We start from the raw sequence: 22,866 nt of genomic DNA, 5'->3' as shown, positions 1-22,866 counted from the left end.
GCCCCCGGATCACGGGCCGGGCTGGTCGGCCACGGCGGGGCGCCGTTCGGAGTCGGAGGGGACGGGGAACTCCAGCGATCCGAGTCGCAGGGCCAAGATCTCCATCACACCGACGGCCAGAATCAATCCGACGGCCCACAGGCCGACCTTCTTGCGGCTCAACCCGCGCACCCCTTCAAGCCCTGTACGAACAGGTATGAAACTTAACACAGAGCGATCAGAAACCCCGAGCCGGACACGCTGTACATGTCCGGCTCGGGGCCCGTGTCAGGAGACCTTGCGGCTCGTCAGGTTCGCGGCTCGGGCGTTGAGGCAGTCGCCGGTCGCGAGGTCGAAGGCGAAGTTGTGGGCCAGGCAGTGGATCTGGCCGTCGCGGACGACGGCGCCGACCGCCAGGTCCTCGCCGGCGTGCGGGCAGTAGCGGGGGATGTCGTAGCGGGCGCCGTCGCTCTCGACGGTGATGCGCTCGCTCTCGTCCCGGCCGGTCTCGTACGCCTCGACGGCCTGCAGCGCGGGCGCGTTGGCGTGCTTGAGCAGGCCGACGAGATAGTCGTTGTAGACGTCCGGGTCGCGATAGAGGCTGACCCGGAAGGAGATGAGCAGGTCCTCCCACGCCATCCGGCCGGACAGCACGCCGTCCAGCCAGCGGCCCGCGGTGGTGATCCGGTAGTGCGGCCGGACGTCCGGGGACGCCTGCGCCACCGTGACGCCGCCCGGCGCGAAGTCGACGTCCCAGACCCCGCCGTTCGGGCCGGTGATCTCGAACCGGACGATCATCGAGATCTGTTCGAGGAAGTAGTCGCTCAACCCGCCGAGGTAGGCGAAGTGGGCGGTGAACCGGTCGAACAGGTCGGGGCCCGGGTCCGGATGGTCCGCCACGACCTCGGCGAGGGCGGCGGCCCGGTCGGCGGTGTACCGCCTGAGGTAGGCCTCCCGGCCGGCGTCGGCGAACGAGAACTCCGCGGACACCGGGTCCCGGGTGATCTCGCCGGTGTCCAGGTCGACGGCGTCACCGGGCTTGAAGGAGTCCCAGCGCTGCCGCGGCAGATGTTCGCGCAGCCACGCCGTGGCGGCCTCCGGGTCGCAGAACGCGCCGTCCGCCTGGTCGAGCACCCAGTTGAGGTGCTCCACCTCCTCACCCAGGAAGCACGGCGGCCCGGCGAACGGGACCGCCAGCTCCGGCTCGGTCTGCCGGACGAGGCGCTGCGCGGCGCGGAGCTTGGAGACGCGCTTGGCCATCGAGACCCTCGCCATCTCCTCGGGCGGGTACTCGTAGCAGATCGGGTGCCAGGACGCGCCGGACGCCTGCAGGGCCATCAGGTCCAGCCGGCCGCCCGCCAGATGCTTGGCCCGGCGGGCCTGCGCCGCGGTGAGGCGGGCGTCGTTGCAATGCAGGACGGCCCGACCGTCCGCCACGATCAGAAAGGCAGCGTCATGACACATGGGAGACAGTTCCGGAATAACCGTGATCCAGGACCCTCGATTGTCAAGAGGGAATTTCTCCCACGGCCGGATCTCGATTACCTGACGGTCGCCGGCGGCGACCGTCATCCGCTCCCGGAACGCGGGTCCGGGATAACACGGAATGAGGATCCGGGTTCGCGCGGGAAGGCGGTCGATGACCCAGGGATCGAAATGATCTAGATGCTCGTGCGAGACCGCGACCCAGTCGGCGTCGAGCACCGGGGCGAGATCCAGATGATCGTTTCTCGGATACTGGTGCCAGGCTCCGAGAAAGGCCCCCGTTGGAGCGAGCCAGGGGTCCGCGAGCAGGTGGAACGCGGTCGCGTCCACCGCCACCCCCGCATGTCCGAGAAATGTGACCGTCGGCATGTCCAGACTCTCTCTCCCGGACCCCGCCGGCACACCCGCAGGAATGCGCAAATCGGCTACGCCACCGGCATGAAATAAATGCTCGCGTGCTGTCCCTATTAGGGCTATGACGCCCCTCCAAAGAGCGAAGTTTACGCTCCTGGGGCGATGACCGCTTCTGGTCAGAGAGGGGTCTCTTGCGGCCAATTGACTGGACATCGGAGGGGCCTGCGGGTGACCGTCGACAGGGTGCTGGAATAGCGGACGGGGGTCCTCATGAACAACGGACGGGCTCGGTCCTCACCGGCGGACGCTCCCGCGGGCGCGGGGGCGCTCGCGGGCACCGGGGGGCACGGAGCCTTCGACGACCGCGACCGGGCGGGCACGTCCGGGCGCGGCGAGCAGGTGCTGTGGAGGCGGCGCCTGCGGCACGACATCCGGCACGAGCTCGGAACGATCATCATGCTGGCCTCGGCCGTCGTGGTCGCGGAGGACGTCGGCGAGACCAGCCGGGCCCGCATCGACCAGCTGCTCGGCGAGACCCGGTGGCTCGACCACCTGCTGCGCCGGCTCGACGAGGACGACGACGACCATCCGCTGCCCGGCCCGGAGCGGATCCGGGTGGACGACCTCACCGCCGAGGTCGTCACGGGCATGCGCCTCGCCACCGCGCACGAGGTCTGCTTCAGCGGCACCGAGGCGTGGGCCCACATGGACCCGGTGGCGCTGTGGCGCGCCGTCCGCAACGTCCTCGACAACGCCTGCCGCGTCGCGGCGGGGCGGGTGAACGTGGGCGTCGAGGCCGGGCAGGGCTGGGTCGTCATCCAGGTCGACGACGACGGCCCCGGCTTCGGCGCGGGGTGGGGGCGGGCCCGGCCGGGCCTGGCGTCGCTCGGGCTCGGCATCGTGCACGACCTGATCTCCGGCTACGGCGGCAGCCTGGAGATCCGCACCTGCGAGATGGGCGGGGCGCGGGTCCGGATGCTGCTGCCGGCGGCGCCGCCGCCGGACGAGGCCCCGGGTGCTCTCGCCGACGCCGGCGCCGACGACTGGCGGCCCCATCCATGAGAATGATCATCTGCGACGACCACGCGGTCTTCGCCGAGTCGCTGTCCCTGGTCCTGACGGACGCCGGGCACAGCGTCGTGGGAGTGACCTACTCCCCCGCCGAGGCGATGCCGCTGCTGCGGGCGAGGCAGCCCGACACCTGCCTGATCGACCTGCAGTTCCCGTCCGGCACCGCGCTCGACTGGATGCCGCGGCTGCGGGCGTCCTCACCGCGGACGAGCTTCGTCGTGCTGACCGGCTACCTGGAGCAGCCGGTGCTGGACGCGGGCGTCGCGGCGGGCGTGCGGGGGTTCGCGCACAAGGGGCAGCAGGCGGGCGACATCCTCGCCGTGCTGCGCCGGGTCGCGGACGGCGAGGTCGTCGTCGACCAGGTGGCGGCGCGCGGCGGCGGGCGCCAGCGCAGCCAGGCGCAGAAGGTCGCGCAGTTCCTCACGCCCCGGGAGCGCGAGGTGCTGACGCGGCTCACCCGCGGCGAGTCCACCCAGGCGCTCGCCAAGGCGATGGGGGTGACGCGCAGCACGGCGCGCAGCCACGTGCAGAGCGTCCTCAGCAAACTGGGCGTGCACTCGCAGCGCGAAGCGGTGATCGAGGCGGCCCGGCACGGTCTCGTCAGCGTGGAGACCGGGGAGTGGCTCGCGGGCTGAATCCACCGATTCGAGGGGACTTCTCCCAGCCGGCGGCCGAATCCGGTCTTCCAGGGTCCGGCTCCCAGGCGTTAGCGTCGGCTGGTAGAGGAGGTCTTCCATGCCTCAACGGCGAGGCGCGACGCCCATATCCGACGCCGGGTTCCTCGACCGCGCGGAGACCTACGCCCGCGGGGTCCCCTACGACCGGCTCGAACGGCTCCGGGCGAGGACGCCGGTGGTGTGGCTGGACGGGCGCGCGGCGGGACGGCCGGGCGCCTGGGCCGTGCTGCGCTACGGCGACGTCCGCCATGCCCTGATGCATCCGGAGCTGTTCGCCCCGCGGACGGACGAGGTGCTGCACGGCCCGCTGACCGGCGACGACGCGTACCCGTCCGGCCCGGTCCCGGGCGACGCGCACGACGCGGCGCTGATCGACATGGACCCGCCCGCGCAGGCGATGCTCGCCCGGATCCCGCCCCGGGAGCCGGTCGACTTCGTCGGCCAGGTCGCGCCCGACCTGCCCGAGACGCTGCGCAACACGCTCGCCGGAGGCCTGTTCGCGCTGCTGCGCCACCCCGCCGAGTACGTCCGGCTCCGGGAGGAGCAGGGCGACGACAAGCTCATCGACAGCGCCGTGGAGGAGATGCTGCGCTGGTGGACGCCCGTGCTGCACGTGTCGCGCACCGTGCGGCGCGCCACGGACGTCGGCGGCGTGCCGCTGCTGGCCGGCGAGCACGTCATGCTGTGGCTGGTCTCCGCGAACCACGACGACGAGGTGTACGCGGAGCCGGGGCGGTTCGTCCCCGACCGGTTCCTGCACGAGACCCGCCCCCACCTGTGCTTCGGGTACGGGTACCGCGCGTGCCTGGGCGCCAGGCTGACCCGCGTGCACCTGCGGGCCCTGCTCGTCGCGCTGCTCGAACGTCCCGGCCTGCCGCAGCTCGCGGGCGAGCCGGTGCTGCTGAGGTCGAGCACCCGGCACGGCTTCGCGCACCTGCCCCTCCGCTGGACGCCCTACTGATCCCGAAGTGCCGCGCTCACCTGCGCCGGGTACCTCGAGAGGAGTAGCGGGGCACACTCCCCTGGGGCGACGTGAGGCCGGAGGCCCATGACCTACCGTGCAGGCATGAGCACCTCACCGCCACCCGGCCAGGTCCGGCCGCACTGGCCGCGCCCGGCCGCATGGCCGGTATGGGTCGTTCCGCTGATCGTCGCCCTCGTCCAGCTCGTCGGATCGCTCGGCGCGCAGAGCGACCGCCCGTCGGACGGGACGTCCGGCCCGCCGTGGCAGCACGACGGCGGCGGCGACCCCGTGGGGCACACGGACCTGGATCCGCTCGGCATCGGGCTGCTGCTCGCCGGGCCGGCCCTGCTCCTGCTGCGCCGCCGGAACCCGGTGCTCACGGTGAGCGCCACCGCGGCGGTGACCGCCCTGTACTTCCTGCGCGCCTACACCTACGGGCCGGCGCCGCTCGCCCTGGTCGTCGCGATGATGGCCGCCGTCGTCGCCGGGCACCGGCTGGTCGTCTGGGCCGGGACGGGGGCCGGCCTCGCGGCGTTCTTCACCCTGACCGCGCTGATCGGCGTCCCGGCCGCCGAACGCGGGCAGGACGGCCTCTTCCCGGTGGAGGAGCCGACCCTCGGCGGGTCGAGCTTCGTCGTCGGCTGGGCGCTGGTCGTGCTCGTCACCGCCGAGCTGATCCGGATGCGCGGGCAGCGGGCCGCCGAGTCCGCCCGCACCCGGGCCGAGGAGGAGCGCCGCCAGGCCAGCGAGGAGCGGCTGCGGATGGCCCGCGAGCTGCACGACGTCCTCGCCCACAACATCTCGATGATCAACGTCCAGGCCGGCGTGGCGCTGCACCTGATGGACGAGAACCCCGAGCAGGCCCGCACCGCGCTCGCCGCGATCAAGGAGGCCAGCAAGGAGGCGCTCGGCGAGATGCGCGGGGTGATCGGCGCGCTGCGGGCGCAGGGCGAGACCGCGCCGCGCGCCCCCACCGCCGGGCTGGACCGGCTGGACGACCTGCTGGACCGCGCGCGGTCCGCCGGGCTGGAGGTGACCGCCGAGGTCACCGGGGAGAAGCCGGCGCTGCACGCCGGCACCGACCTCGCCGCGTTCCGGATCGTCCAGGAGTCGCTGACGAACGTGACCCGGCACGCGGGTCCCGGGCCGGTGACGGCGCGGGTCCGCATCGCCTACGGTGAGCACGAGATCGTGGTGGAGGTCGAGGACGACGGCCGCGGCGTCCCCCTGCTGGACGAGCGTCCGGGCGGCGCCGGGATCCGCGGCATGCGCGAGCGTGCCGCCGCGCTCGGCGGCGCGTTCGACGCCGGGCCGCGGCCCGGCGGCGGGTTCCGGGTCCGGGCGCGGCTCCCGCTGGACGGAGCCGACGGCGGCGCGGCCGGCGAGGCGGCCGCGCCCGGGAGGGGTGCGCAGTGATCAAGGTCATGCTGGCCGACGACCAGGTGCTCGTGCGGGCCGGGTTCCGGGCGCTGCTGGACGCGCAGGCCGACATCGAGGTCGTCGGCGAGGCGAGCGACGGCGAGGAGGCGGTCGCGCAGGCGCGCCGGCTGCGGCCCGACGTCATCCTGATGGACATCCGGATGCCGGGCCTGGACGGTCTGGAGGCGACCCGGCGGATCGCCTCCGACGAGCGCCTCGACGGCGTGAAGATAGTGATCCTCACCACGTTCGAGCTGGACGAGTACGTCTTCGAGGCGCTGCGCGGCGGCGCCAGCGGGTTCCTGGTCAAGGACACCGAGCCGGTCGAGCTGATCCACGCCGTCCGGGCGGTCGCGGACGGGGACGCGCTGCTGTCGCCGAGCGTGACCCGGCGGCTGATCGCCGAGTTCGCCGCGCGGGCCAAGGAGCCGGCGCCGTCCCCGCGGCTGAACGCGCTGACCGAGCGGGAGCGCGAGGTGATGGCGCTGGTCGGCGAGGGCCTGTCGAACGAGGAGATCGCGGCCCGCCTGGTGGTCAGCCCGGCGACCGCGAAGACGCACGTCAGTCGGACGATGGTGAAGCTCAACGCGCGGGACCGGGCGCAGCTCGTCGTGTTCGCCTACGAGTCGGGACTGGTCAAACCGGGCTGGCTGCCCTAGAACTTTTACTCTGCGGCGCTTCACTTTTGCCGAGCGCGGCGACGTGACAGGGTGGACGGCACACGCCGCCCCCGACCCTAGGGAGTCCGGTGCCCAGCGACACGAGGATCCTGGCCGTCGACGACCGCGAGGAGAACCTGACCGCCCTCGCGGCCGTGCTCGACGCGCTGCCAGTGGAGGTGGTGCCGGTGACCTCCGGCCGGGCGGCGCTGAAGGAGCTGCTCAACGACGACTTCGCGCTGATCCTGCTGGACGTCGTCATGCCGGAGATGGACGGGTTCGAGACGGCGGAGCACATCAAGTCCCGCCCCCGGACCCGGGACGTGCCGATCATCTTCCTCACCGCCGGCGGCGAGGCCGGCGAGCAGGCGTTCCGCGGGTACGCGGCCGGGGCCGTCGACTACCTGACCAAGCCGTTCGACCCGTGGCTGCTGCGCGCGAAGGTGTCGGTGTTCGTGGAGCTGCACCGCCGCAACCTGCAGCTCAAGCAGCAGGCGCGGCTGCTGCGGCAGACGCTGGAGGCCGGGGACGACGAGGGCGAGGGCGGCCTGACGGGCTGCGACCGCTTCCTGGCGGCCCTCGACGAGCGGCTGGCCCGGGTCGAGGAGGACGTCGCCCGGATGCGCTCCGGCGAGCCCGCCGACGGCCTGGACGCGCACGTCGCCGACCTCCGCACGGCCCTGGACTCGCTGGCCGCCGGAAGCTGACCCGCCCGCTCGGGCCCGCTCGGGCCCGCTCGGGCCCGCCTGTGCCCGCCGAGCGGAGTGCCTACGCGGTGAGGGCGGCGGGCGGTGCGCGGAGCGCCGCGCTCGCCGTCACGGGCGCCGCGCCGCCGGGCCGGTCGAGCGAGGCGGTCTGCAGCTTGTCGCGCAGGATGAACGCGCCGAGCAGCACCGCCGCCACGACGAGCACCACCGCGATCGTGACGATGAGCACCGTCTTCCGTCGCTCCCCGCTCCCGCCGGGGCGGTCGTGGACGGGCGGCGGCTGCTGCCAGTTCGCGTACTGCTGCGGCATCTCCCACGGCGGGGGCGTCTGCGGCGGCAGGCTCGGGTGCGGCCGCGGCCCGGAGTGCTGGACGGGCGGGGGCGGGTGCTGCCCGGCGGACGGCGGCGGCGCCCACTCCGTCTCCAGCAGCGTCCGCACCTCCTGGTTCTGTCCCGGCGGTGCGGGCGGCGTGTACCCGTCCTGCTTCTGCGGAGGGCCCTGCTCGCGGGGCCGCCCCTGGTCCTGGAACCGGCCGGGGTCGCGGCGGGTGACGGGGTCGAAGTCGCCGGGGTCGCGGCGGGTCACCGGGTCGAGGTCGCCGGAGTCGCCCGGGTCGCGGCGGGTGACCTGGTCGAGGTCGTCGGGGTCGAGGACGGTCTCGGACGCCTCGTCGGGCCGGAAGCGGGACGACGGCTCGTCCGCGACCGTCTCGCTCGGGGGCGGCACCGGCGGAGGGGCCGGGGGCATGGCGGCGACCCGGGTGAGCAGCGGCTGCGCCTGCGCCGCCGTCATCCGGTGCACCGGCTCGCGCACCAGCAGCCCGTCCAGGACCCGGGCGAGCGGCCCCGCGTTCCGCGCCGGCGGGACGGGCTCGGTCAGCGCGGCCTGCAGCGACGACATCGCGTCCGACCGCTCGTAGGGCGACCGGCCCTCCAGGGCCGCGTACAGCGTCGCGCCCAGGGACCACAGGTCGGAGGCGGGCACCGCGCGCTCGCCCTGCACCCGCTCCGGCGGGATGTAGGCGGGCGAGCCCATGACCAGGCCCGTCTGCGTGAGCGTCGAGTCGCCCTCCATCTGCGCGATGCCGAAGTCGGTGAGGACGACCCGCCCCGTCTCGGTGATCAGCACGTTGCTGGGCTTGACGTCGCGGTGCAGGATGCCCTTCTGGTGGGCGTGCTGGAGCGCGCCGAGCATCTGCAGCCCGATGTCGGCGACACGGCGGTGCTCCATCCGGCCCCGCTCGATGATGTCCTGCAGCGACGGGGCGAGGACCAGCTCCATCACGATCCAGGGCCGGTCCGACTCCTGCACCACGTCGTGGACGGTCACCACCCCGGAGTGGTTCAACCGCGCCGACGCCCGCGCCTCGCGGAACGTCCGCTCGTACAGGACGGCGCGCTCGTCGTCGTTCAGGCCCGGCGGGAACACGACCTCCTTGACCGCGACCTCGCGGTCCAGCATGACGTCGAAGGCGCGCCACACGGTGCCCATGCCGCCCCGGCCGACCACCGAGTCGAGGCGGTAGCGGTTACCGAGCAGACGTGCCTGTGCCATGGCTTGAGGGTCCCCCCACTGGTCATCCCACCCCGGAGGGACGGAACGTGTCGAGCACATTCTTCACGAGTGCCTCGTTCCCGTTCCACTGAGAGGCGGGAACCGCCACCACGACGGCGTACGGCCGGCCACCGGCGATGACCCCGCGGTCGCGGGCGCGCATGGTGCCCGACCCGAGGGTCCAGGTGAACTCGATGTCGGCCGCCGCCCGTCCGGCGACGGTCGTGCGGGTGATCTCCCCGATCCGCTGGAAGTTCTTCAGCTTGCCGTCCGCGATGGCCTCCCGCTCCCAGGTGACCCAGTGCGCGTGCGGGTCGCCGGACCACACCGTCTGGTCGACCTGCACGTACGCGCTGGACGCGGGGTCGGTCCAGACGACGCTGTTGCCCTGCACGGAGCGCCGCCAGCCGCGGGGGACGCCGATCGTGTAGCCGGGGCCGGTGGCCCGGACGAAGCCGGGCGGGAGCGGCGCCACGGTCCTGCTCGGCGTGGCCGGGGGCGTGGTCGCGGGCGGGGTCGGGGTGGTCTCCTTGGCGGGCGGCGACTGCGCCGTGCCCGTCCCCGGTCCGCCGGCGGAGGAGGAGTCCTCCGGCCAGAAGACGAACCCGGCGACGCCCAGGATCACCGCGGCCACGGCGGCGCCCGCGAGGACCGGCACGATCGAGGACCTCTTGCGCGGCGACGCCTGGGTGGGCGACCACTGCTGCCCCGTCCCGGGCGGGTACTGCGTCTGCCCCGCCCCGGGCGGGTACTGCGTCGTCATGTCCTGCGGCACCGGAACCGGCACCGGAACCGGCACCGGGACGGGGACCGGCGGCATCTCCGAGCCCGCGGGCCCGTCGACCGCGGTGACCTCGTTCGAGGCGATCTGCGCGTTCGCCATCTGCACGGCGTGGCCGGAGGCGACCGCCTGGAGGGCCTCCTCCGCCCGGTCACCGCTGAGCCGCCGGACCGGGTCGCGCTCCAGCAGGCCGGTGAGCACGGGCGCGAGCGGCCCCGCGTTCTTCGGCGGCGGGACGTCCTGCGTCATCACGGCCGCGAGGACGGCCATCGGGTCGGCGCGGTGGTGCGGCGCCCTGCCCTCCGTCGCGGCGTAGAGGGTGGCGCCGAGCGCCCACATGTCGGACGCGGGGATCGCCGGGTCGCCGTTCACCCGCTCCGGCGACATGTACGCGGGCGACCCGATGAGCAGCCCGGTCCCGGTCAGGGTCGCGTCGCCGGCCATCTGGGCGATGCCGAAGTCGGTGAGGACGGCCCGGTCGCCGTCCGCGACCAGCACGTTCGCGGGCTTGACGTCGCGGTGCAGGATGCCGATCGCGTGCGCCGCCCGCAGCGCGCCCGCGATCTGCCGGCCGATGGTCGCGACGCGGCCGGGCGGCAGCGGCCCGTCCTCTTCCACGATCTCCTGGAGAGAACGGGCCCGCACCAGCTCCATGACGATCCACGGCCGGTCGTCCTCGTCCACGACGTCGTGTACGGTCACGACGCCCGGATGGTTCAGCCGCGCCGAGGCCCGCGCCTCGCGCAGCGTCCGGCGGTGCCGGTTCTCCCGCTCGGCGTCGCCGAGCCCGTCCGGCAGCACGACTTCCTTGATCGCGACCTCGCGGTCGAGGGTCTCGTCGCGGGCCCGCCACACGGTGCCCATGCCGCCGCGTCCGACGACCGATGTGAGCCGGTACCGACCGGCGAGCACGCGCCCTTCCATCAGTCGTCCGCGGGCTTGAAGGTCCGGTATACGGGCTGGAGGTCGGAGAACACCTTGTTCCAGTCGTCGTCGGGGGCACAGAGCAGGATCGCGTAGCCGTGCCCGTTGGTCACGAATCCCCGGTTGAGAATGTGCTTCCGGCCGCCGTCGCCGTCGTAGGTGAACTCCCAGTCGGCGGACTTGTCGCCGTCCTTGGTGTCCGGCACGGGCGGCTCGTCGCCGGTGGGCGCGATCTCGATCTGCTTGTATCCGGGCCAGCCGGCGCCTCCGCGCTCCTGCCGCCGCCAGTCGTCGATCGCGCTCTCGCCCGGGCCGTCGGTCTGGCCGATCTGGAGGTAGGTCCTGCGACCGGGCGCGTAGAAGAAGTCGCCGCCGGTCTTGCGCTCGGGCCCGGTCCAGCCCTCCGGGACGTACACGGTGTAGCCGGTGCGGTCCGCGTGCTTCTTGAACCCGGCGGGCGGGCCGTCCTCCGGCGTCTTGGAGGGGGCGGGGGCGGACGACGACACCTTCCCGGCGTTCGTCGGGGTCGTCGCGCCCTCCTGGCGGGCCTTGCGGTCGTCGTCGCCGCCGTTGGCGAGCGCGATCCCCGCGACGACCAGGATCACGACGAGCACGACCGCGGCGACGATCAGCACGTTGCGGTTGGACGCGAGCGCGGGTCGCCCGACGGTCGGGTGGTGGGTCGTCGGCGGGAAGTGCGTGGCGGGCCCGGGATCGGACGGCGCCCGGCTCGACGCCGTGCCCACGCGGTCGGCGGGCTCGGTGGGCTGGCCGGACCGCCACGACCTGACGCGGTCGGGGTCGGGCGCGGTCTCCCCCGGGCTCGCGGTCTCCGGACGGGGCGGCGGGGCGGGCGGGAGGTCGAAGCTGGTCAGCTGGTCAGGCCGCGCGCCCTCGTCCACCGGGCGCGGCGCCTCCGCGGACGGCTCGGGCGGCGCCGAGCGGGGCTCCGCGAGTTCCTCGGCGGGGAACTCGACCGCCATCGTGCGCTGGGTGTCGATGCTCTCCTGCCGGACGATGTCGTCCAGCAGGGCGCCGGCCTCGATCGCGTCCATCCGCTGGTCGGGGTTCTTGCACAGCAGCCCCTCGATGACCGGGACGAGCCGGCCGCCCTTCTCCGGCGGGTCGGGCTCGTCGGAGATCACCGCGACCAGCGCCGCCATCGGCTCGGGCCGCTCGAACGGCGACTTGCCGTGCAGCATCGCGTACAGCGTGACGCCGAGCGACCACAGGTCGGACGCGGGGCCGGCGACGCGGCCGCGGGCCCGCTCGGGCGCGATGTAGGCGGGCGAGCCCATGACCAGGCCCGTCTGGGTGAGGGTGGCGTCGCCGGACGCGGTGGCGATGCCGAAGTCGGTGAGCACGGCGCGCTCGCCCATCCGCCCGGTGCCGGTGATGAGCACGTTGCTGGGCTTGACGTCGCGGTGCAGCACCCCGGCGTCGTGCGCGGCGTGCAGCGCGGCGAGCATCTGCCGGCCGATCTCCGCGGCGCGGAGCGGCTCCAGCGGGCCCTCCTGCTTGATCACCTGGTCCAGGGAGCGGGCTTTGATCAGCTCCATGATGATCCAGGGGCGGTCGTCCTCCTCGACGACGTCGTAGACGGTGACGACGCCGGGGTGGCCGAGCCGGGCCGCGGTGCGGGCCTCACGGAACGTGCGCTTGTGGTGCACGGCGCGTTCCTCATCGGTGAGACCATGCGGGAGGATGACCTCCTTCACCGCCACGTCACGACCGAGGACCTCATCGTGCGCCTGCCAGACCGTCCCCATGCCGCCTCGGCCGACCTGGGTCACCAGGCGGTAGCGGCGGGCGAGCAATCGCTCACCGGTGGGTTCATTTGGCATATCCGCGACCATATCGACTTTTGCTGACAATCTTGGACCGAGCTTGCAAGCCACATCCCCCCACCCGTACGACGTCCGGCACCCCGCCGAGGTTCGCCGCCGGACGGGCGCGCCCGGACGGAGGCCCGGCCGACGTGCCACCCGATAGCAGGACACCCGGTAGGAAGGGGACCATGACGGAGCAGGGCCCGCGAGGAGGCCTGCGGGGCGAGTGGCGCCGGCTGATCCAGGCCGCGCCGACGATCTTCTTCTGGTACACCCGTCTCTCCGGGATCCTGTCGCTGCTCGCGTGGGTCTCCTATGGTCTCATCCTCGAGATAGCGGAAGTCTGGGCACTGCGATGGATCGGCTACCTCGGCTGGTTCCCCAGCGTCCCGATCGGCCTGCTGTGGATTCTGCTGTCGATGGGCGTCCGGCGGCGCAAGAAGGCCGCCTGGCGGATCCTCGTGCTGATCTTCTGCCTGCCCACCGCGCTGGGCGTCACGGCCGTCCTCACCACGCTGGTCAACCCCGACAAGCCGACCCCCGTCGGGCTGATCGTCACCGCCGGGGTCTACCTCGCCGTCCTCGGCCTGCTGATCGCCGCCCGGGGCCAGTTCACGACGCTGCCCGACCGGGCCAACCGGCGCCTCGCCACCATCGTCTTCACCAGCCTGCTCGTCGTGACCTGCGGTATCGGCACGTTCCTGGTCACCCTCACCGACCGCAACACCAGCGGCGACTTCTGGACGCACCCGCTCTACGCGATCTCCCAGACCGTCCTCGGGCCGCGCGTCACCGGCAAGCCGATCAACGTGTCGGTGCCGTTCTACGTGGACGCGATCCTGTGGGTGCTCGGCACCGGGCTGCTGATCGCCACGTTCTGGGCGCTGTTCCGGCCGGGGCGGCGCGACCCCGTCCTCGACCCCGCCGAGGAGCTGTCGGCGCGCCGGCTGCTCGCCGAGTACGGCGACCAGGACTCCCTCGGCTACTTCGCGCTCCGCCGCGACAAGGACGTCATCGTCGCGCCGAACGGTAAGGCGGCCATCGCCTACCGGGTCGAAGGTTCGGTCTCCCTGGCCAGCGGCGACCCCCTCGGCGACCCCGAGTCGTGGGATCAGGCGATCGAGGCATGGCTGGGCGAATGCCGCGCCCACGCCTGGATCCCGGGCGCCGTCAGCGTCGGCGAGCGCGCCGCGCACATCTACCGGCGGCACGGCTTCGACGCGCTGGAGCTCGGCGACGAGGCGATCGTCGACCTCACCGACTTCAACCTGGACGGGCGGGAGATGCGCCAGGTCCGCCAGGCCGTCCGGCGGGTGGAGCGGGCCGGGTACAGCGTGCGGATCCGGCGGCACTCGCAGATCCCCGGCTGGGAGATGGCCAAGCTCATCCGCAGCGCCGACGCCTGGCGCGGCGAGGAGACCGAGCGCGGCTTCTCCATGGCCCTCGGCCGCCTCGGCGATCCGACCGACGGGCGCTGCGTCATGGTCGAGGCGTTCGACGCGCACGGGGAGCTGCGCGGCCTGCTCAGCTTCGTCCCGTGGGGGCGGGCCGGGCTGTCGCTGGACCTGATGCGCCGCGACCGGCTCGCCGAGAACGGCCTGAACGAGTACATGGTCGCCAAGCTCGCCGAGAAGGCCGCCGCCGTCGGCGCGCAGCAGCTGTCGCTGAACTTCGCGATGCTGCGCTCGGCGTTCGAGCGCGGCTCCCAGATCGGCGCCGGGCCCGTCGCCCGGCTCTACTACCGGTTCCTGTCGTTCGCGTCGAAGTTCTGGCAGCTCGAATCGCTGTACCTGTCGAACGCCAAGTACCTGCCCCACTGGCGTCCCCGCTTCATCTGCTACACGCAGGGCCGCGACCTCGTCCGGCTGGGCCTCGCCTACGCCCGCGCCGAGGGGTTCCTCCCGAGCTTCAACCGCCCGAAGCTGGACCGGGCCGCCGCGATGGTCCCGTCCAGCGACCTCGTGGACAGGATCAAGGAGATCGAGAAGGAGGCGGAAGCCGCGCGCGCCCCGCAGCGGCGCCTGTCGGAGCAGGAGCGGGTCAGGCACGCCAAGCTCGACGAGATCCGCGACGCCGGGATGGAGCCGTACGCGCTCGGCTGCGAGCGCACCGACTTCGCCGCCGGCGTCCGCGACCGCCACGCCGGCCTCGCGCCGGACACGCGCACCGGCGAGGCCGTGGCGATCGCGGGGCGGGTCGTGCTGGCCCGCGAGCACGGCCGGCTGATCTTCGTCACGCTGCGGGACGAGACCGCCGACCTCCAGGTCATGCTGACCGCGGACTCGCTCGGCGCGGAGTCGCTGCGGCGGTGGAAGGCGCTCATCGACCTCGGCGACCAGGTCGGCGTGCGCGGCGAGGTCGTCACGTCCCGGCGCGGCGAGCTGTCGGTCCTCGCGTCCTCGTGGACCCTCGCCGCCAAGTGCCTGCGGCCGCTGCCGAACAAGCGGTCCGGGCTGTCGGACCCGGAGGCGCGCGTCCGGCAGCGGTACGTCGACTTCATCGTCAACGACGAGTCCCGGCGGATGCTGCGGATGCGCGGCGACGCCGTCGCCGCCGTCCGGGACGGGCTGCGCGCCCGCGGCTACCTCGAAGTCGAGACGCCGATGCTCCAGCCCGTGCACGGCGGCGCCACCGCCCGCCCGTTCACCACCCGCATCAACGCCTACAACATGCAGCTCTACCTGCGGATCGCGCCCGAGCTGTACCTCAAGCGCCTGCTCGTCGGCGGCGTCGGCCGCGTCTTCGAGCTGAACCGCAACTTCCGCAACGAGGGCGTCTCGCACAAGCACAACCCCGAGTTCACGATGCTGGAGGCGTACGAGCCCTACGGCGACTACGACACGATGGCGGAGCTCACCCGCTCCCTGGTCATCGACGCGGCCCGCGCCGCCCTCGGCACCACCGTGGTCGTCCGGGACGGCGTCGAGTACGACCTCGCGGAGCCGTGGCAGGAGATCACCGTCTACGAGTCGGTGTCGAAGGCGCTCGGCGAGGAGGTCACCCCCGACACCACCCAGGCCCACGCCCTCGCGCTCGCGGAGCGGCTCGGGTTGAACGCCGACCCGCGGTGGGGCCAGGGGAAGATCGTCCAGGAGCTGTTCGAGGCGGCCGTCGAGGAGGATCTGCGGGCGCCGACGTTCGTCCGCGACTACCCGGCGGAGACGTCCCCGCTGACCCGCCCGCACCGCGCCGACCCGCGGCTGGCGGAGAAGTGGGACCTGATCGTCTTCGGCCTCGAACTCGGCACCGCCTACTCCGAGCTCATCGACCCGATCCTGCAGCGCGAGCGGCTGACCGAGCAGTCGCTGCAGGCCGCGGGCGGCGACCCGGAGGCGATGGACCTCGACGAGGACTTCCTGCGCGCCCTGGAGTACGCGATGCCCCCGGCCGGCGGGATGGGCATGGGAATCGACCGGCTGCTGATCACGCTGACCGGTCGCAGCATCCGGGAGACGATCCCGTTCCCGCTGGTGCGCCCCGGCTTCTAGGGGCCGCCCGGGTTCCTGGAGGCGGCCCGTTCCTCAAGGGCGCGCGGCACGGGCCGGTACCCCTGCCCGGCGAGCCATTCGCGCGCCGATCCGCGCCGGGCGTCCTCACCTTCCGGGAGGACGCCCGGCGGGATCGGCAGGCCGTTCCCCTCGTCGGCGGGGAGGACATCGCCCCGCTCGGGATCGAGCACCTGGAATCCGTCGTCCATCGCCGCCGCGACCGCCCCCAGATCGACCGGCAGCGAAGCGAGGCCGGTCGACGGGCGCGCCCCCAGTGCGGCACCGAGTTCGGCGGCCAGTTCGGCGTCGCCCGGCTGCCCGCGCCGGTCGAGTTCCGCCAGGCATGTCTCGGCGAGATCCCGCACCCGCCGGCCCTGGGCCAGCGCGGCCACGAGGACGTCCCCGGCGTATTGGAGAACCGGGGTCAGCGGACGCTCCCGGAGGACGCCGGCGTCCCCGAGCCCCCGGTGGGCGGCTCCCCGCAACCGCGCCAGCGCGTCCTCGTCCCATTCCGCCACGGAGACATTTGTACCGACATCCCCCGCCAAAGGCCCCGGTTTCATCGAGGCCGCTTGTCCTCCACATGGACGACGGTGAGCTCGCGCCCGTCCTGATCGCGCTTGGACCGGCCGAGAAGGCCCACGGCCAGATCATTCGCGCCGTCGCCGGTCTCTTCCGGAGCGACATAGGTGAGGATGTCGTTGTGGTGCCCGTAGACGGCCCATCCGGGCGCCGCGTCGAGGTCGATCGTCCCGAAGTCGCCGGCGGAGGAGCCCGCCGCCACGGGCCCGTACTCGCTCAGCAGTTCCACTGCCTGCGCGGCCAGGTCGTCTTCGGGCTCCATCAGAATGACGCAGGTCCCGTTCTCGAACAGCACCCACGACTTCTCGTCACCTTGAATGACGTCACGCCAAACCTGAACCAGCTCCTCGGTCACCATGCGCGCGATTCTGCCGGTGACCACCGACGAAACGCATCCGGATTTCGCGGCCCTCCCATTCCTGGCAGGGTGAGCCAGTGCGGAAACGGCGGGTTGCGGCGGTCACAGTGGCGGCGGTGTGCGCGGTCGCCGGAATTCTGGGGCTCGCGACGGCGGACAGGGGCATCGAGCGGCGGAGCGCCGTGGTCGACGGGGTCCCGGTGGAGACGGTCCGTCCCGCCCATGCCGAGGGGCGGCTGCCCGGGGTGGTCGTCGCCCACGGCATGGGCGCCGGCCGCCGGCTGATGCGGGGTTTCGCCGACACGCTGGCACGGCGCGGGTACGCGGTCGCGCTGGTCGACCTCGCCGGACACGGAGCCGCCACCCGGCCGCTGCCCGGGGGCGGGGAGGGACCGGCCGCCGGCGCGCGGCTCGACCGCGACCTGGACACCGCCGTCCGGCGCCTGCGGTCCATGCCGGGGGTCGACACCGCCCGGCTCGGTCTCGTCGGGCATTCGATGGGGGCCGCCGCGGTCATCCGGTACGCCACCGCGCGCCCGTCCGTCGGAGCGACGGTCGCGATCTCGCAGGGACGGATGGACGTGCCCGCGTCCGCTCCCCGCAACCTGCTGCTGATCGCGGGCGGCCTGGAGTTCGCCGCCTACCGGGACGGCGCCCTCGGCGCGCTGCGAGCCGCCTACCCGCGGGGGCGCGCCGGCGTCACCTACGGCGACCCCCGGGCCGGGACCGCGCGCCGGGCGGTCATCGCCGGCGGCGTCGAGCACGCCGGTGTGCTGTTCAGCCCGCGCACCCACCGGGAGACGGGCGCCTGGTTCGACGCGGCCTTCGCCCGCCGGGCGGCTCCGGGCACGGCGGCGCGCGCCGTCCAGCGGGCCGGGTCGGCGATGCTGCTCTACCTGGCGGCCGTGCTGAGCTTCGGCACGATCGCATCGGCGCTTCTCGGGACCGGCGACCATCCCGCGCGCCGCGTCTCTTTGACCGGCGCCCTGGTGGGCTCCGCCGTGGCGGTCATCGTGGCGGTGCCGGCGATGTCGCTGCTCGCGCTGCCGGTGGCGGTGACCGGTCCGCTCGCCGGGTTCTTCGGCGTGATCGGCCTGGTCACCCTGGCGTCCGCGCGAGGGATCGCGGTCGGACGGCCCGCGCCCCGCACGGTCGCGGCGGCCGCCGCCCTCAGCGCGCTGACCGCGGTGTCGGTCGCCGTACCGGCCCACCTCGGCTGGGCGCACGCGATACCGGTCGGCCCGCGCGCATGGGTGCTCGTCCTGGTCACCGTGTGCGCCGCGCTGTACTGCCTGGGCGTCGAGGCCCTGTGCACCGGTCAGGGCGGTCGCACCGCGATCGGGATCCACGCCTGGACGGCGGCGGGCGCCCTGGCGGGCCTCTGCGCCGGCGTGGCCGTGGGCGTGGTCTCGTCCTACGTGCTGCTGCCGGCACCGCTGATCGCCGCTCTGCTCGCCTGGCAGGGCGTCCAGGCGGCGGCGCTCCGCCGGCTCGCGGCGCCCGCCTGGGTGGCCGCGGCGGCCGGCGGGCCGCTGCTCGCCTGGCCGCTCGCGATCACCATGCCGATCAGCTGAGCCCGATCCGGAGGTCGTGCTCGTCGCCGGGCGCGGCGAAGCCCAGGAGCCGGGCGGCCTCCTCGTGAACCGGTTCCTCGTCCGGCAGAGGGGCGATGAGCCGGACGTCGAGCGCGGCGCGTCCGGGTCCACCAGCAGGGTGGCGTGGGTCTGCGAGCCCACGCACACGGCCTTGCGCTGCTCCTCCGTCAGGTAGCGCCTGATCAACCGAGCCGGGCGCGCTTCGGTGAGCCCGGAGCAAAGGAATTGCCGTTCCCATCTCACACCGAAGCCGCCCCAGCCGACACCACTGCTGCTAGCCGGCGCTCTCCCGGTAGGCCTCCACCGCGTACCGCAGCCGGGCGCCCACAAGGAGCGCCTCGTCCTCCGGGCACGCCATGAGGCGGGTCACCAGCTCGACGATCTGCTCGTCCGAGAGCTCCGGTTCGCGCTCGGCGATATGCCCGACGATCTCGACGAGTTCGGGGCGCTTGTACCCGGCGATCGACTGGCCCCGCCGGATCATCGCGTGCGCGGGCGACGAACCGCTCACCTCGGGCTGTTGCTGCTGCTGCGGCGGTGGAGGCGCCGCCGGCGGCTCCGGCCGCGGCCCCGGCTTGCCCCAGAGTGCGGGAATGTCCGGCCGCGGTGCGGGCGGCCGCGCCTCCGGCTCGGGCTCGCGCGCCGCAGGCGCCTTGGCCCCTTGCGGACCCGGCTCGGGAGCGTGCGGCTCCAGCCGCCCCGCGTCCAGCCGCCGAGGCGGCAGCGAGCCCCCACCGGACCGGGGAGCCGCCCCCCGCGAATCCCGCCGCATCGCGTCCAGCCGCCGAGGAGGCAACGGCTGCCCACGCGAGCCACTCCCAGGTTCCTCAGGCGGCGTGCCCGAGGGCGCCTGCCCCTCAGGCGGAGCACTCGCACCCCGCCCCGCCGCCGGCACGTCCGAGCGCCCCGGCCCCCGGGCCCCACGCCCCGCCACCGGCACATCACGAGGCGCGGCCGGGGGCTTGGCGCCCCGCCCGGCCACCGGTACATCCGACCGCTCCGGCGGACGAGCCCCCGCCCCCTCGGACGGCCTACCCCGCCGAGGCGCCGGCGGACGTTCGGCCTGCGGACCTGTGCCGGACGCCGACACCACAGGACGCTCCTGCGGAACACCCGGTCCTGGCGTCCCCGGCGCAGGCGCCGAGGGTGCGGAACGCTCCCGCGAAGCAGCCGGACCAGGCGTCTCCGCACGCTCGCGCGGGCCGCCGAGTCCAGGCGGCCTGCCCCGCCGGGGCATCGGCGGACCCTCGCCTGTACCGGGCGCGGTGGGGCGCTTCTCAGGGGCTCTTGGGGCGGGTTCGGTCGTGCCCTGGCCCGCTACCGGTACGTCTGGCGGGCGCGGGACCTTGTCCGGCTCGCGGGCGGGCGGGGGCGGTGGGGGCCGGGGGGCGCTCCGGGTCGGGGGACGCTCAGGTCTGGGGATGATCGGCAGGTCGCGCTGGGTGATGTCCGGGCGGTCGTACAGGCCGGGGGGTTGCGTTCGCAGGTCCTGCCGGGTCACGTCCGGCCGGGGCTCGGGGGCGGCGTTCTCGGGGGCGGGTGGGGTCGTCAGGGCGGTGAAGAGGGTGGTCGTGGGGGTGATCGCGGTGTGCAGGTGGGACGGGAGGCGGGTGGCGGGCGGCGGGCCCTCCGGGGGCGGCAGGTCGGGGCCGGGTGGGCCGACGAGGATGGTGCGGGGGGCGTGCCAGAGGACGTGCAGGGCCTCGGCGCCGGCCTCGTGCTCGCCGTCGACGATGACGACGTCGAACCCGTCGGGGGTGGGCGGCAGGACGTCCGGGACGCGCCACAGGGGGAGGATCCAGGCCGGGACGGCGTCGGGGGCCGACGAGGCTCGCGCGGCGGCGGCCGCCCAGGCGCGGGCGGCGGTGAGGTCGGCGCGGGCGGTGCGGAGGTCCTCCTCGGCGGAGGCCAGCTCCGCGTGGAGGCGGTCCGTGGCGGGGACGGCGGGCGCGGCGCGGCGGCGGGCCCAGGCCCAGGCGTCGTCCCAGCGGCGGGTGCGGGCGTGCCAGACCTCGTCGCCGTCGGTGGCGATCATGAGGTTGGCGAGGTCGGGGTGGACGGAGCGGACGCGGACGATCAGCTCGTCGCAGCGGATCTGGCGGGAGCGTTCGTGGCGGGCCTCGGCGAGGGCGCCGAGGGCGCGGCCGTAGGCGGCGGCGTCGCGGGCGTCGATGGCGGCGAGGGCGTCGCGCAGTTCGGGGGGGTCGTCGTCGGCGAGGGGGCCGATCGACTCGCGCAGGGCCTCCAGGTCGGCGGCGGCGCGGTTGACGCCGAGGCTCTCCAGGGCGTTGCGCAGGGCGGAGGCGTACTCGTGCCACTGGGCGGGATGCGTGAGCCGGACGCCGAAGCCGGAGCGATCGAGGAGGCGCCGGGTGGAGTCCACGGCCTGCATCGCGTCGCGGACGCGGGCGAGGCGGGCGTGGGCGCGGACGAAACGGGCGACGCGTTCGGCGGGCGGCAGGTCGGCCGGGAAGGAGATGCCGGCGGCCTCCCACACGTACTGCAGCTCCCGGCAGGTGATCCGCACCATGAGGTCGGTGTGGACGAGGTCCAGCAGCTCGGGGGTGGTCGGCGCGACGCCGTCCACCGTGACCGTGGTGAGCAGCGGTTCCGCCTGGCGCTGGACGGCCGGGCGCAGCGGGCCGCGCTTGAGGGTGCCGCCGCCGGCCAGGTGGGTGCGCAGATCCTGGGCGGACGCGGCGAGCCCCCGCAGGTCGGCGTCCTCGGGCAGCTCGACGGTGTGGCCGCTCAGCTCGGCCAGGGCGCGCTCGGCCCACTGGGCGCGGGAGGTCATCTCCGAGACCCGGGCCCAGATGAGGGGGCGCCGGTCGCCGAGGGCGTCGCCGAACGCGCGGGCGGCGAGGTCGGCGCCGTTCCAGCCGCCGGGGTGGCCTTCGAGGCCGAGGTCGCGGAACGCGGCGGCGACGACGGAGGCGTCCCCGTCGAGGCGGGCGAGGAACGTGCGGTCGGAGTCGCGGAGGCGCTGCGACAGCTCCGTCCTGGACCGTTCGGCGCGCTCGACGGCCGCCACCTCGGCGTCGACCAGCGTCTGGACGTAGGCGGCGCTCGGCAGCGCGCCCGGGTCGACGTCCCGCTGGGTGGTGCGGGCCTTGCGCGCGGCGGTCTCCTCCGCGAGGAGGACGACGAGGTCGGCGGCCTCGGAGCGGGAGATCGGCGGCGCCGCGGGCAGGTCGGGCCGGACGGGCATCCAGGACAGCTCGGGGTCGTCGTCGCCGGGGTCTGGCGCCGGCTCGTCCAGGTCGCCGCTGCGGAGCCGCTCGGTGGTCTCGGCGACGCGGCGGGCGGCGGCCTCCTCGCGCCCGGCGGCCAGCGCGAGGTCGGGGGACGCGCCGCGGGCCCGGAGCGCCTCCGCCGTCCGCGCCGCCATCGCCGGGTCGGTGGCGGTGAGGGCGGCGAGGCCGGGCGGGAGCGCGGCGCGCAGGTCGGCGGACGCGGTCGGGCCGGAGGTGGCGACGAGCACCCGGTGGCCGCGGGCGAGCAGCCCCGCGAGCAGGTCGGGGACGGTCTCCGGCGCACGCTCGGGGACGTGCATGATCTGCGGTTTCCTGCCCGGCGACACGAACCGGGCGAGCCCGTCGGGGACGCCGCGCGGCAGCAGGGTCAGCAGCCGGGCATGGTGGTCGGCGACGGCCTCGCGGGCCGGCGGGCGGACGACGAGCGCGGGCGCGAGCCGGAGCCGCGGGACGGGCGAGGCGGTGTCGGCGCCGGGCGCCCAGTCCTCGCGGAAGTCGGCGGGGGTGGTGAGCGAGACCTGGCACCATTTGCGCAGGACGTCGCCGGTCGAGGCGTTCAGCCCGAAGCCCTGCCCGGCCTGCACGGCCTCCGCCACCCAGGCGGCGGGCCTGAACCCGGGGTGGCCGGACAGCAGTTCCCGGTCGCGGAGGGTGGTGTGGCCGTCGAGGACGACGTCGACGCGCTCGGTCCGCTCGTCCAGGACGATCCGGACGGGCGTGCTCAGCAGGTGGTCGTGGACGGCGGGGCGCCACGACAGCAGCCCGGCCGCGAGCACCACCTCCTCGCCGGCCAGGTCGCGCAGGATGCGGTACCAGGTGCGCAGGGCGAGCCAGCCGTCGAACTCCTCCAGCACGACGGGCGGGGTCAGCGGGATGACCGGGACGCTGAACAGGACCTCGCCCGGTCCGGCGTCCCGTTCCACGTAGACGTCGCCGGGCAGGTCGGCCAGCCAGTGGACGTGGTCGTGGTCGGCGAGATCGCGGGACGGGCGCCGCCGGGCACGCGCCAGGTCGCGCAGGTAGCCGAGCAGGCGCGCCGCGTGCTCGGCCTCGCGCGCGGCGGCTTCGTCCACGGCCCGGCCGGGCCGGCCGGGACCCGGGGCCTCGTCAGGCACCGCGGCTCCTCCCCTTCCCACGGGAATGGTGGTGCCCCGATCTAACACCCCCCGGGCGAGCCCGGCCAAG

At 74.4% G+C, this 22,866-nt stretch carries 17 protein-coding genes; 8 read left to right on the top strand and 9 right to left on the bottom strand.

The window, feature by feature from the left end; genetic code table 11:
• Window positions 1-9: 9 nt before the first annotated feature.
• Both ABGB11_RS00820 and ABGB11_RS00815 read right to left on the bottom strand, forming a co-directional pair.
• Window positions 10-162, bottom strand: a complete 153-nt coding sequence (locus ABGB11_RS00820; protein ID WP_347627680.1) for a hypothetical protein — start codon at window positions 160-162, stop codon at window positions 10-12.
• Window positions 163-267: 105 nt separating this feature from the next.
• Window positions 268-1,416 carry a Rieske 2Fe-2S domain-containing protein gene (locus tag ABGB11_RS00815; RefSeq protein ID WP_347627678.1) on the bottom strand — a complete coding sequence of 383 codons (1,149 nt, stop codon included), beginning with the start codon at window positions 1,414-1,416 and terminating at the stop codon, window positions 268-270.
• Between the two features lie 672 nt (window positions 1,417-2,088).
• Between ABGB11_RS00815 and ABGB11_RS00810 the strand changes: the two genes are divergently transcribed.
• From ABGB11_RS00810 to ABGB11_RS00785, 6 genes are all read left to right on the top strand, one after another.
• Window positions 2,089-2,880 (top strand): ATP-binding protein, encoded by a 792-nt coding sequence (locus ABGB11_RS00810; protein ID WP_347627676.1) that lies wholly within the window; start codon window positions 2,089-2,091, stop codon window positions 2,878-2,880.
• Window positions 2,877-3,524 (top strand): response regulator transcription factor, encoded by a 648-nt coding sequence (locus tag ABGB11_RS00805; protein ID WP_347627674.1) that lies wholly within the window; start codon window positions 2,877-2,879, stop codon window positions 3,522-3,524. Before ABGB11_RS00810 ends, ABGB11_RS00805 begins: the two co-directional genes overlap by 4 nt.
• Before the next feature lie 100 nt (window positions 3,525-3,624).
• The gene (locus tag ABGB11_RS00800; protein ID WP_347627672.1) at window positions 3,625-4,527 is read left to right on the top strand and encodes a cytochrome P450; all 903 of its coding nucleotides are present in this window, start codon (window positions 3,625-3,627) and stop codon (window positions 4,525-4,527) included.
• Window positions 4,528-4,632: 105 nt separating this feature from the next.
• Window positions 4,633-5,946, top strand: a complete 1,314-nt coding sequence (locus ABGB11_RS00795; protein WP_347627670.1) for a sensor histidine kinase — start codon at window positions 4,633-4,635, stop codon at window positions 5,944-5,946.
• On the top strand, window positions 5,943-6,608 hold the full coding sequence (locus ABGB11_RS00790) for a response regulator transcription factor (RefSeq protein ID WP_021597215.1): 666 nt from the start codon (window positions 5,943-5,945) through the stop codon (window positions 6,606-6,608). The genes ABGB11_RS00795 and ABGB11_RS00790 overlap by 4 nt, the downstream gene beginning before the upstream one ends.
• A gap of 89 nt (window positions 6,609-6,697) precedes the next feature.
• Window positions 6,698-7,315 (top strand): response regulator, encoded by a 618-nt coding sequence (locus tag ABGB11_RS00785; RefSeq protein ID WP_347627668.1) that lies wholly within the window; start codon window positions 6,698-6,700, stop codon window positions 7,313-7,315.
• A gap of 61 nt (window positions 7,316-7,376) precedes the next feature.
• On the opposite strand, the gene ABGB11_RS00780 is transcribed toward ABGB11_RS00785, so the two are convergent.
• Genes ABGB11_RS00780 through ABGB11_RS00770 form a run of 3 tightly spaced genes read right to left on the bottom strand, consistent with a single transcriptional unit; the run spans window position 7,377 to window position 12,419 of the window.
• The gene (locus tag ABGB11_RS00780; protein WP_347627666.1) at window positions 7,377-8,870 is read right to left on the bottom strand and encodes a protein kinase; all 1,494 of its coding nucleotides are present in this window, start codon (window positions 8,868-8,870) and stop codon (window positions 7,377-7,379) included.
• Between the two features lie 22 nt (window positions 8,871-8,892).
• Window positions 8,893-10,563: a serine/threonine-protein kinase gene (locus ABGB11_RS00775; RefSeq protein WP_347627664.1), complete on the bottom strand. Its 1,671-nt coding sequence runs from the start codon at window positions 10,561-10,563 to the stop codon at window positions 8,893-8,895.
• Window positions 10,564-10,574: 11 nt separating this feature from the next.
• A complete protein-coding gene (locus ABGB11_RS00770; RefSeq protein WP_347627662.1) occupies window positions 10,575-12,419 on the bottom strand; it encodes a protein kinase in 1,845 nt (614 codons plus the stop codon).
• Between the two features lie 173 nt (window positions 12,420-12,592).
• On the opposite strand from ABGB11_RS00770, the gene lysX reads away from it, so the two are divergent.
• Window positions 12,593-15,892, top strand: a complete 3,300-nt coding sequence (gene lysX / locus ABGB11_RS00765) for a bifunctional lysylphosphatidylglycerol synthetase/lysine--tRNA ligase LysX (protein ID WP_347627660.1) — start codon at window positions 12,593-12,595, stop codon at window positions 15,890-15,892.
• On the opposite strand, the gene ABGB11_RS00760 is transcribed toward lysX, so the two are convergent.
• Entirely contained in the window at window positions 15,889-16,410 is a 522-nt protein-coding gene (locus ABGB11_RS00760; protein WP_347627658.1) for a hypothetical protein, read from the bottom strand. The two genes, lysX and ABGB11_RS00760, sit on opposite strands and share 4 nt — an antisense overlap.
• Window positions 16,411-16,451: 41 nt before the next feature.
• The gene (locus tag ABGB11_RS00755; RefSeq protein ID WP_347627656.1) at window positions 16,452-16,832 is read right to left on the bottom strand and encodes a hypothetical protein; all 381 of its coding nucleotides are present in this window, start codon (window positions 16,830-16,832) and stop codon (window positions 16,452-16,454) included.
• Between the two features lie 116 nt (window positions 16,833-16,948).
• Between ABGB11_RS00755 and ABGB11_RS00750 the strand changes: the two genes are divergently transcribed.
• Window positions 16,949-18,406, top strand: a complete 1,458-nt coding sequence (locus ABGB11_RS00750) for an alpha/beta fold hydrolase (RefSeq protein ID WP_347627654.1) — start codon at window positions 16,949-16,951, stop codon at window positions 18,404-18,406.
• On the opposite strand, the gene ABGB11_RS00745 is transcribed toward ABGB11_RS00750, so the two are convergent.
• Both ABGB11_RS00745 and ABGB11_RS00740 read right to left on the bottom strand, forming a co-directional pair.
• Window positions 18,399-18,572, bottom strand: coding sequence for a hypothetical protein (locus tag ABGB11_RS00745; RefSeq protein ID WP_347627652.1), 174 nt, complete (start codon window positions 18,570-18,572; stop codon window positions 18,399-18,401). The two genes, ABGB11_RS00750 and ABGB11_RS00745, sit on opposite strands and share 8 nt — an antisense overlap.
• A gap of 129 nt (window positions 18,573-18,701) precedes the next feature.
• Window positions 18,702-22,796 carry a hypothetical protein gene (locus ABGB11_RS00740; protein ID WP_347627650.1) on the bottom strand — a complete coding sequence of 1,365 codons (4,095 nt, stop codon included), beginning with the start codon at window positions 22,794-22,796 and terminating at the stop codon, window positions 18,702-18,704.
• Between the last annotated feature and the right edge of the window lie 70 nt (window positions 22,797-22,866).

The sequence above is a fragment of the Actinomadura sp. B10D3 genome (assembly GCF_039871695.1).
In the GTDB taxonomy this organism is placed as follows: Bacteria; Actinomycetota; Actinomycetes; order Streptosporangiales; family Streptosporangiaceae; genus Spirillospora; species Spirillospora madurae.
The sequence above is the reverse complement of the archived record's forward strand: the minus strand, read 5'-3'. Positions and strand labels throughout refer to the sequence as shown.

Coding starts and splice junctions, on each gene's coding strand:
- ABGB11_RS00810 (WP_347627676.1), top strand. CDS start 2,089: ATGAACAACGGACGGGCTCGGTCCTCACCGGCGGACGCTCCCGCGGGC.
- ABGB11_RS00805 (WP_347627674.1), top strand. CDS start 2,877: ATGAGAATGATCATCTGCGACGACCACGCGGTCTTCGCCGAGTCGCTG.
- ABGB11_RS00770 (WP_347627662.1), bottom strand. CDS start 12,419: ATGCCAAATGAACCCACCGGTGAGCGATTGCTCGCCCGCCGCTACCGC.
- ABGB11_RS00800 (WP_347627672.1), top strand. CDS start 3,625: ATGCCTCAACGGCGAGGCGCGACGCCCATATCCGACGCCGGGTTCCTC.
- ABGB11_RS00780 (WP_347627666.1), bottom strand. CDS start 8,870: ATGGCACAGGCACGTCTGCTCGGTAACCGCTACCGCCTCGACTCGGTG.
- ABGB11_RS00795 (WP_347627670.1), top strand. CDS start 4,633: ATGAGCACCTCACCGCCACCCGGCCAGGTCCGGCCGCACTGGCCGCGC.
- lysX (WP_347627660.1), top strand. CDS start 12,593: ATGACGGAGCAGGGCCCGCGAGGAGGCCTGCGGGGCGAGTGGCGCCGG.
- ABGB11_RS00755 (WP_347627656.1), bottom strand. CDS start 16,832: ATGGTGACCGAGGAGCTGGTTCAGGTTTGGCGTGACGTCATTCAAGGT.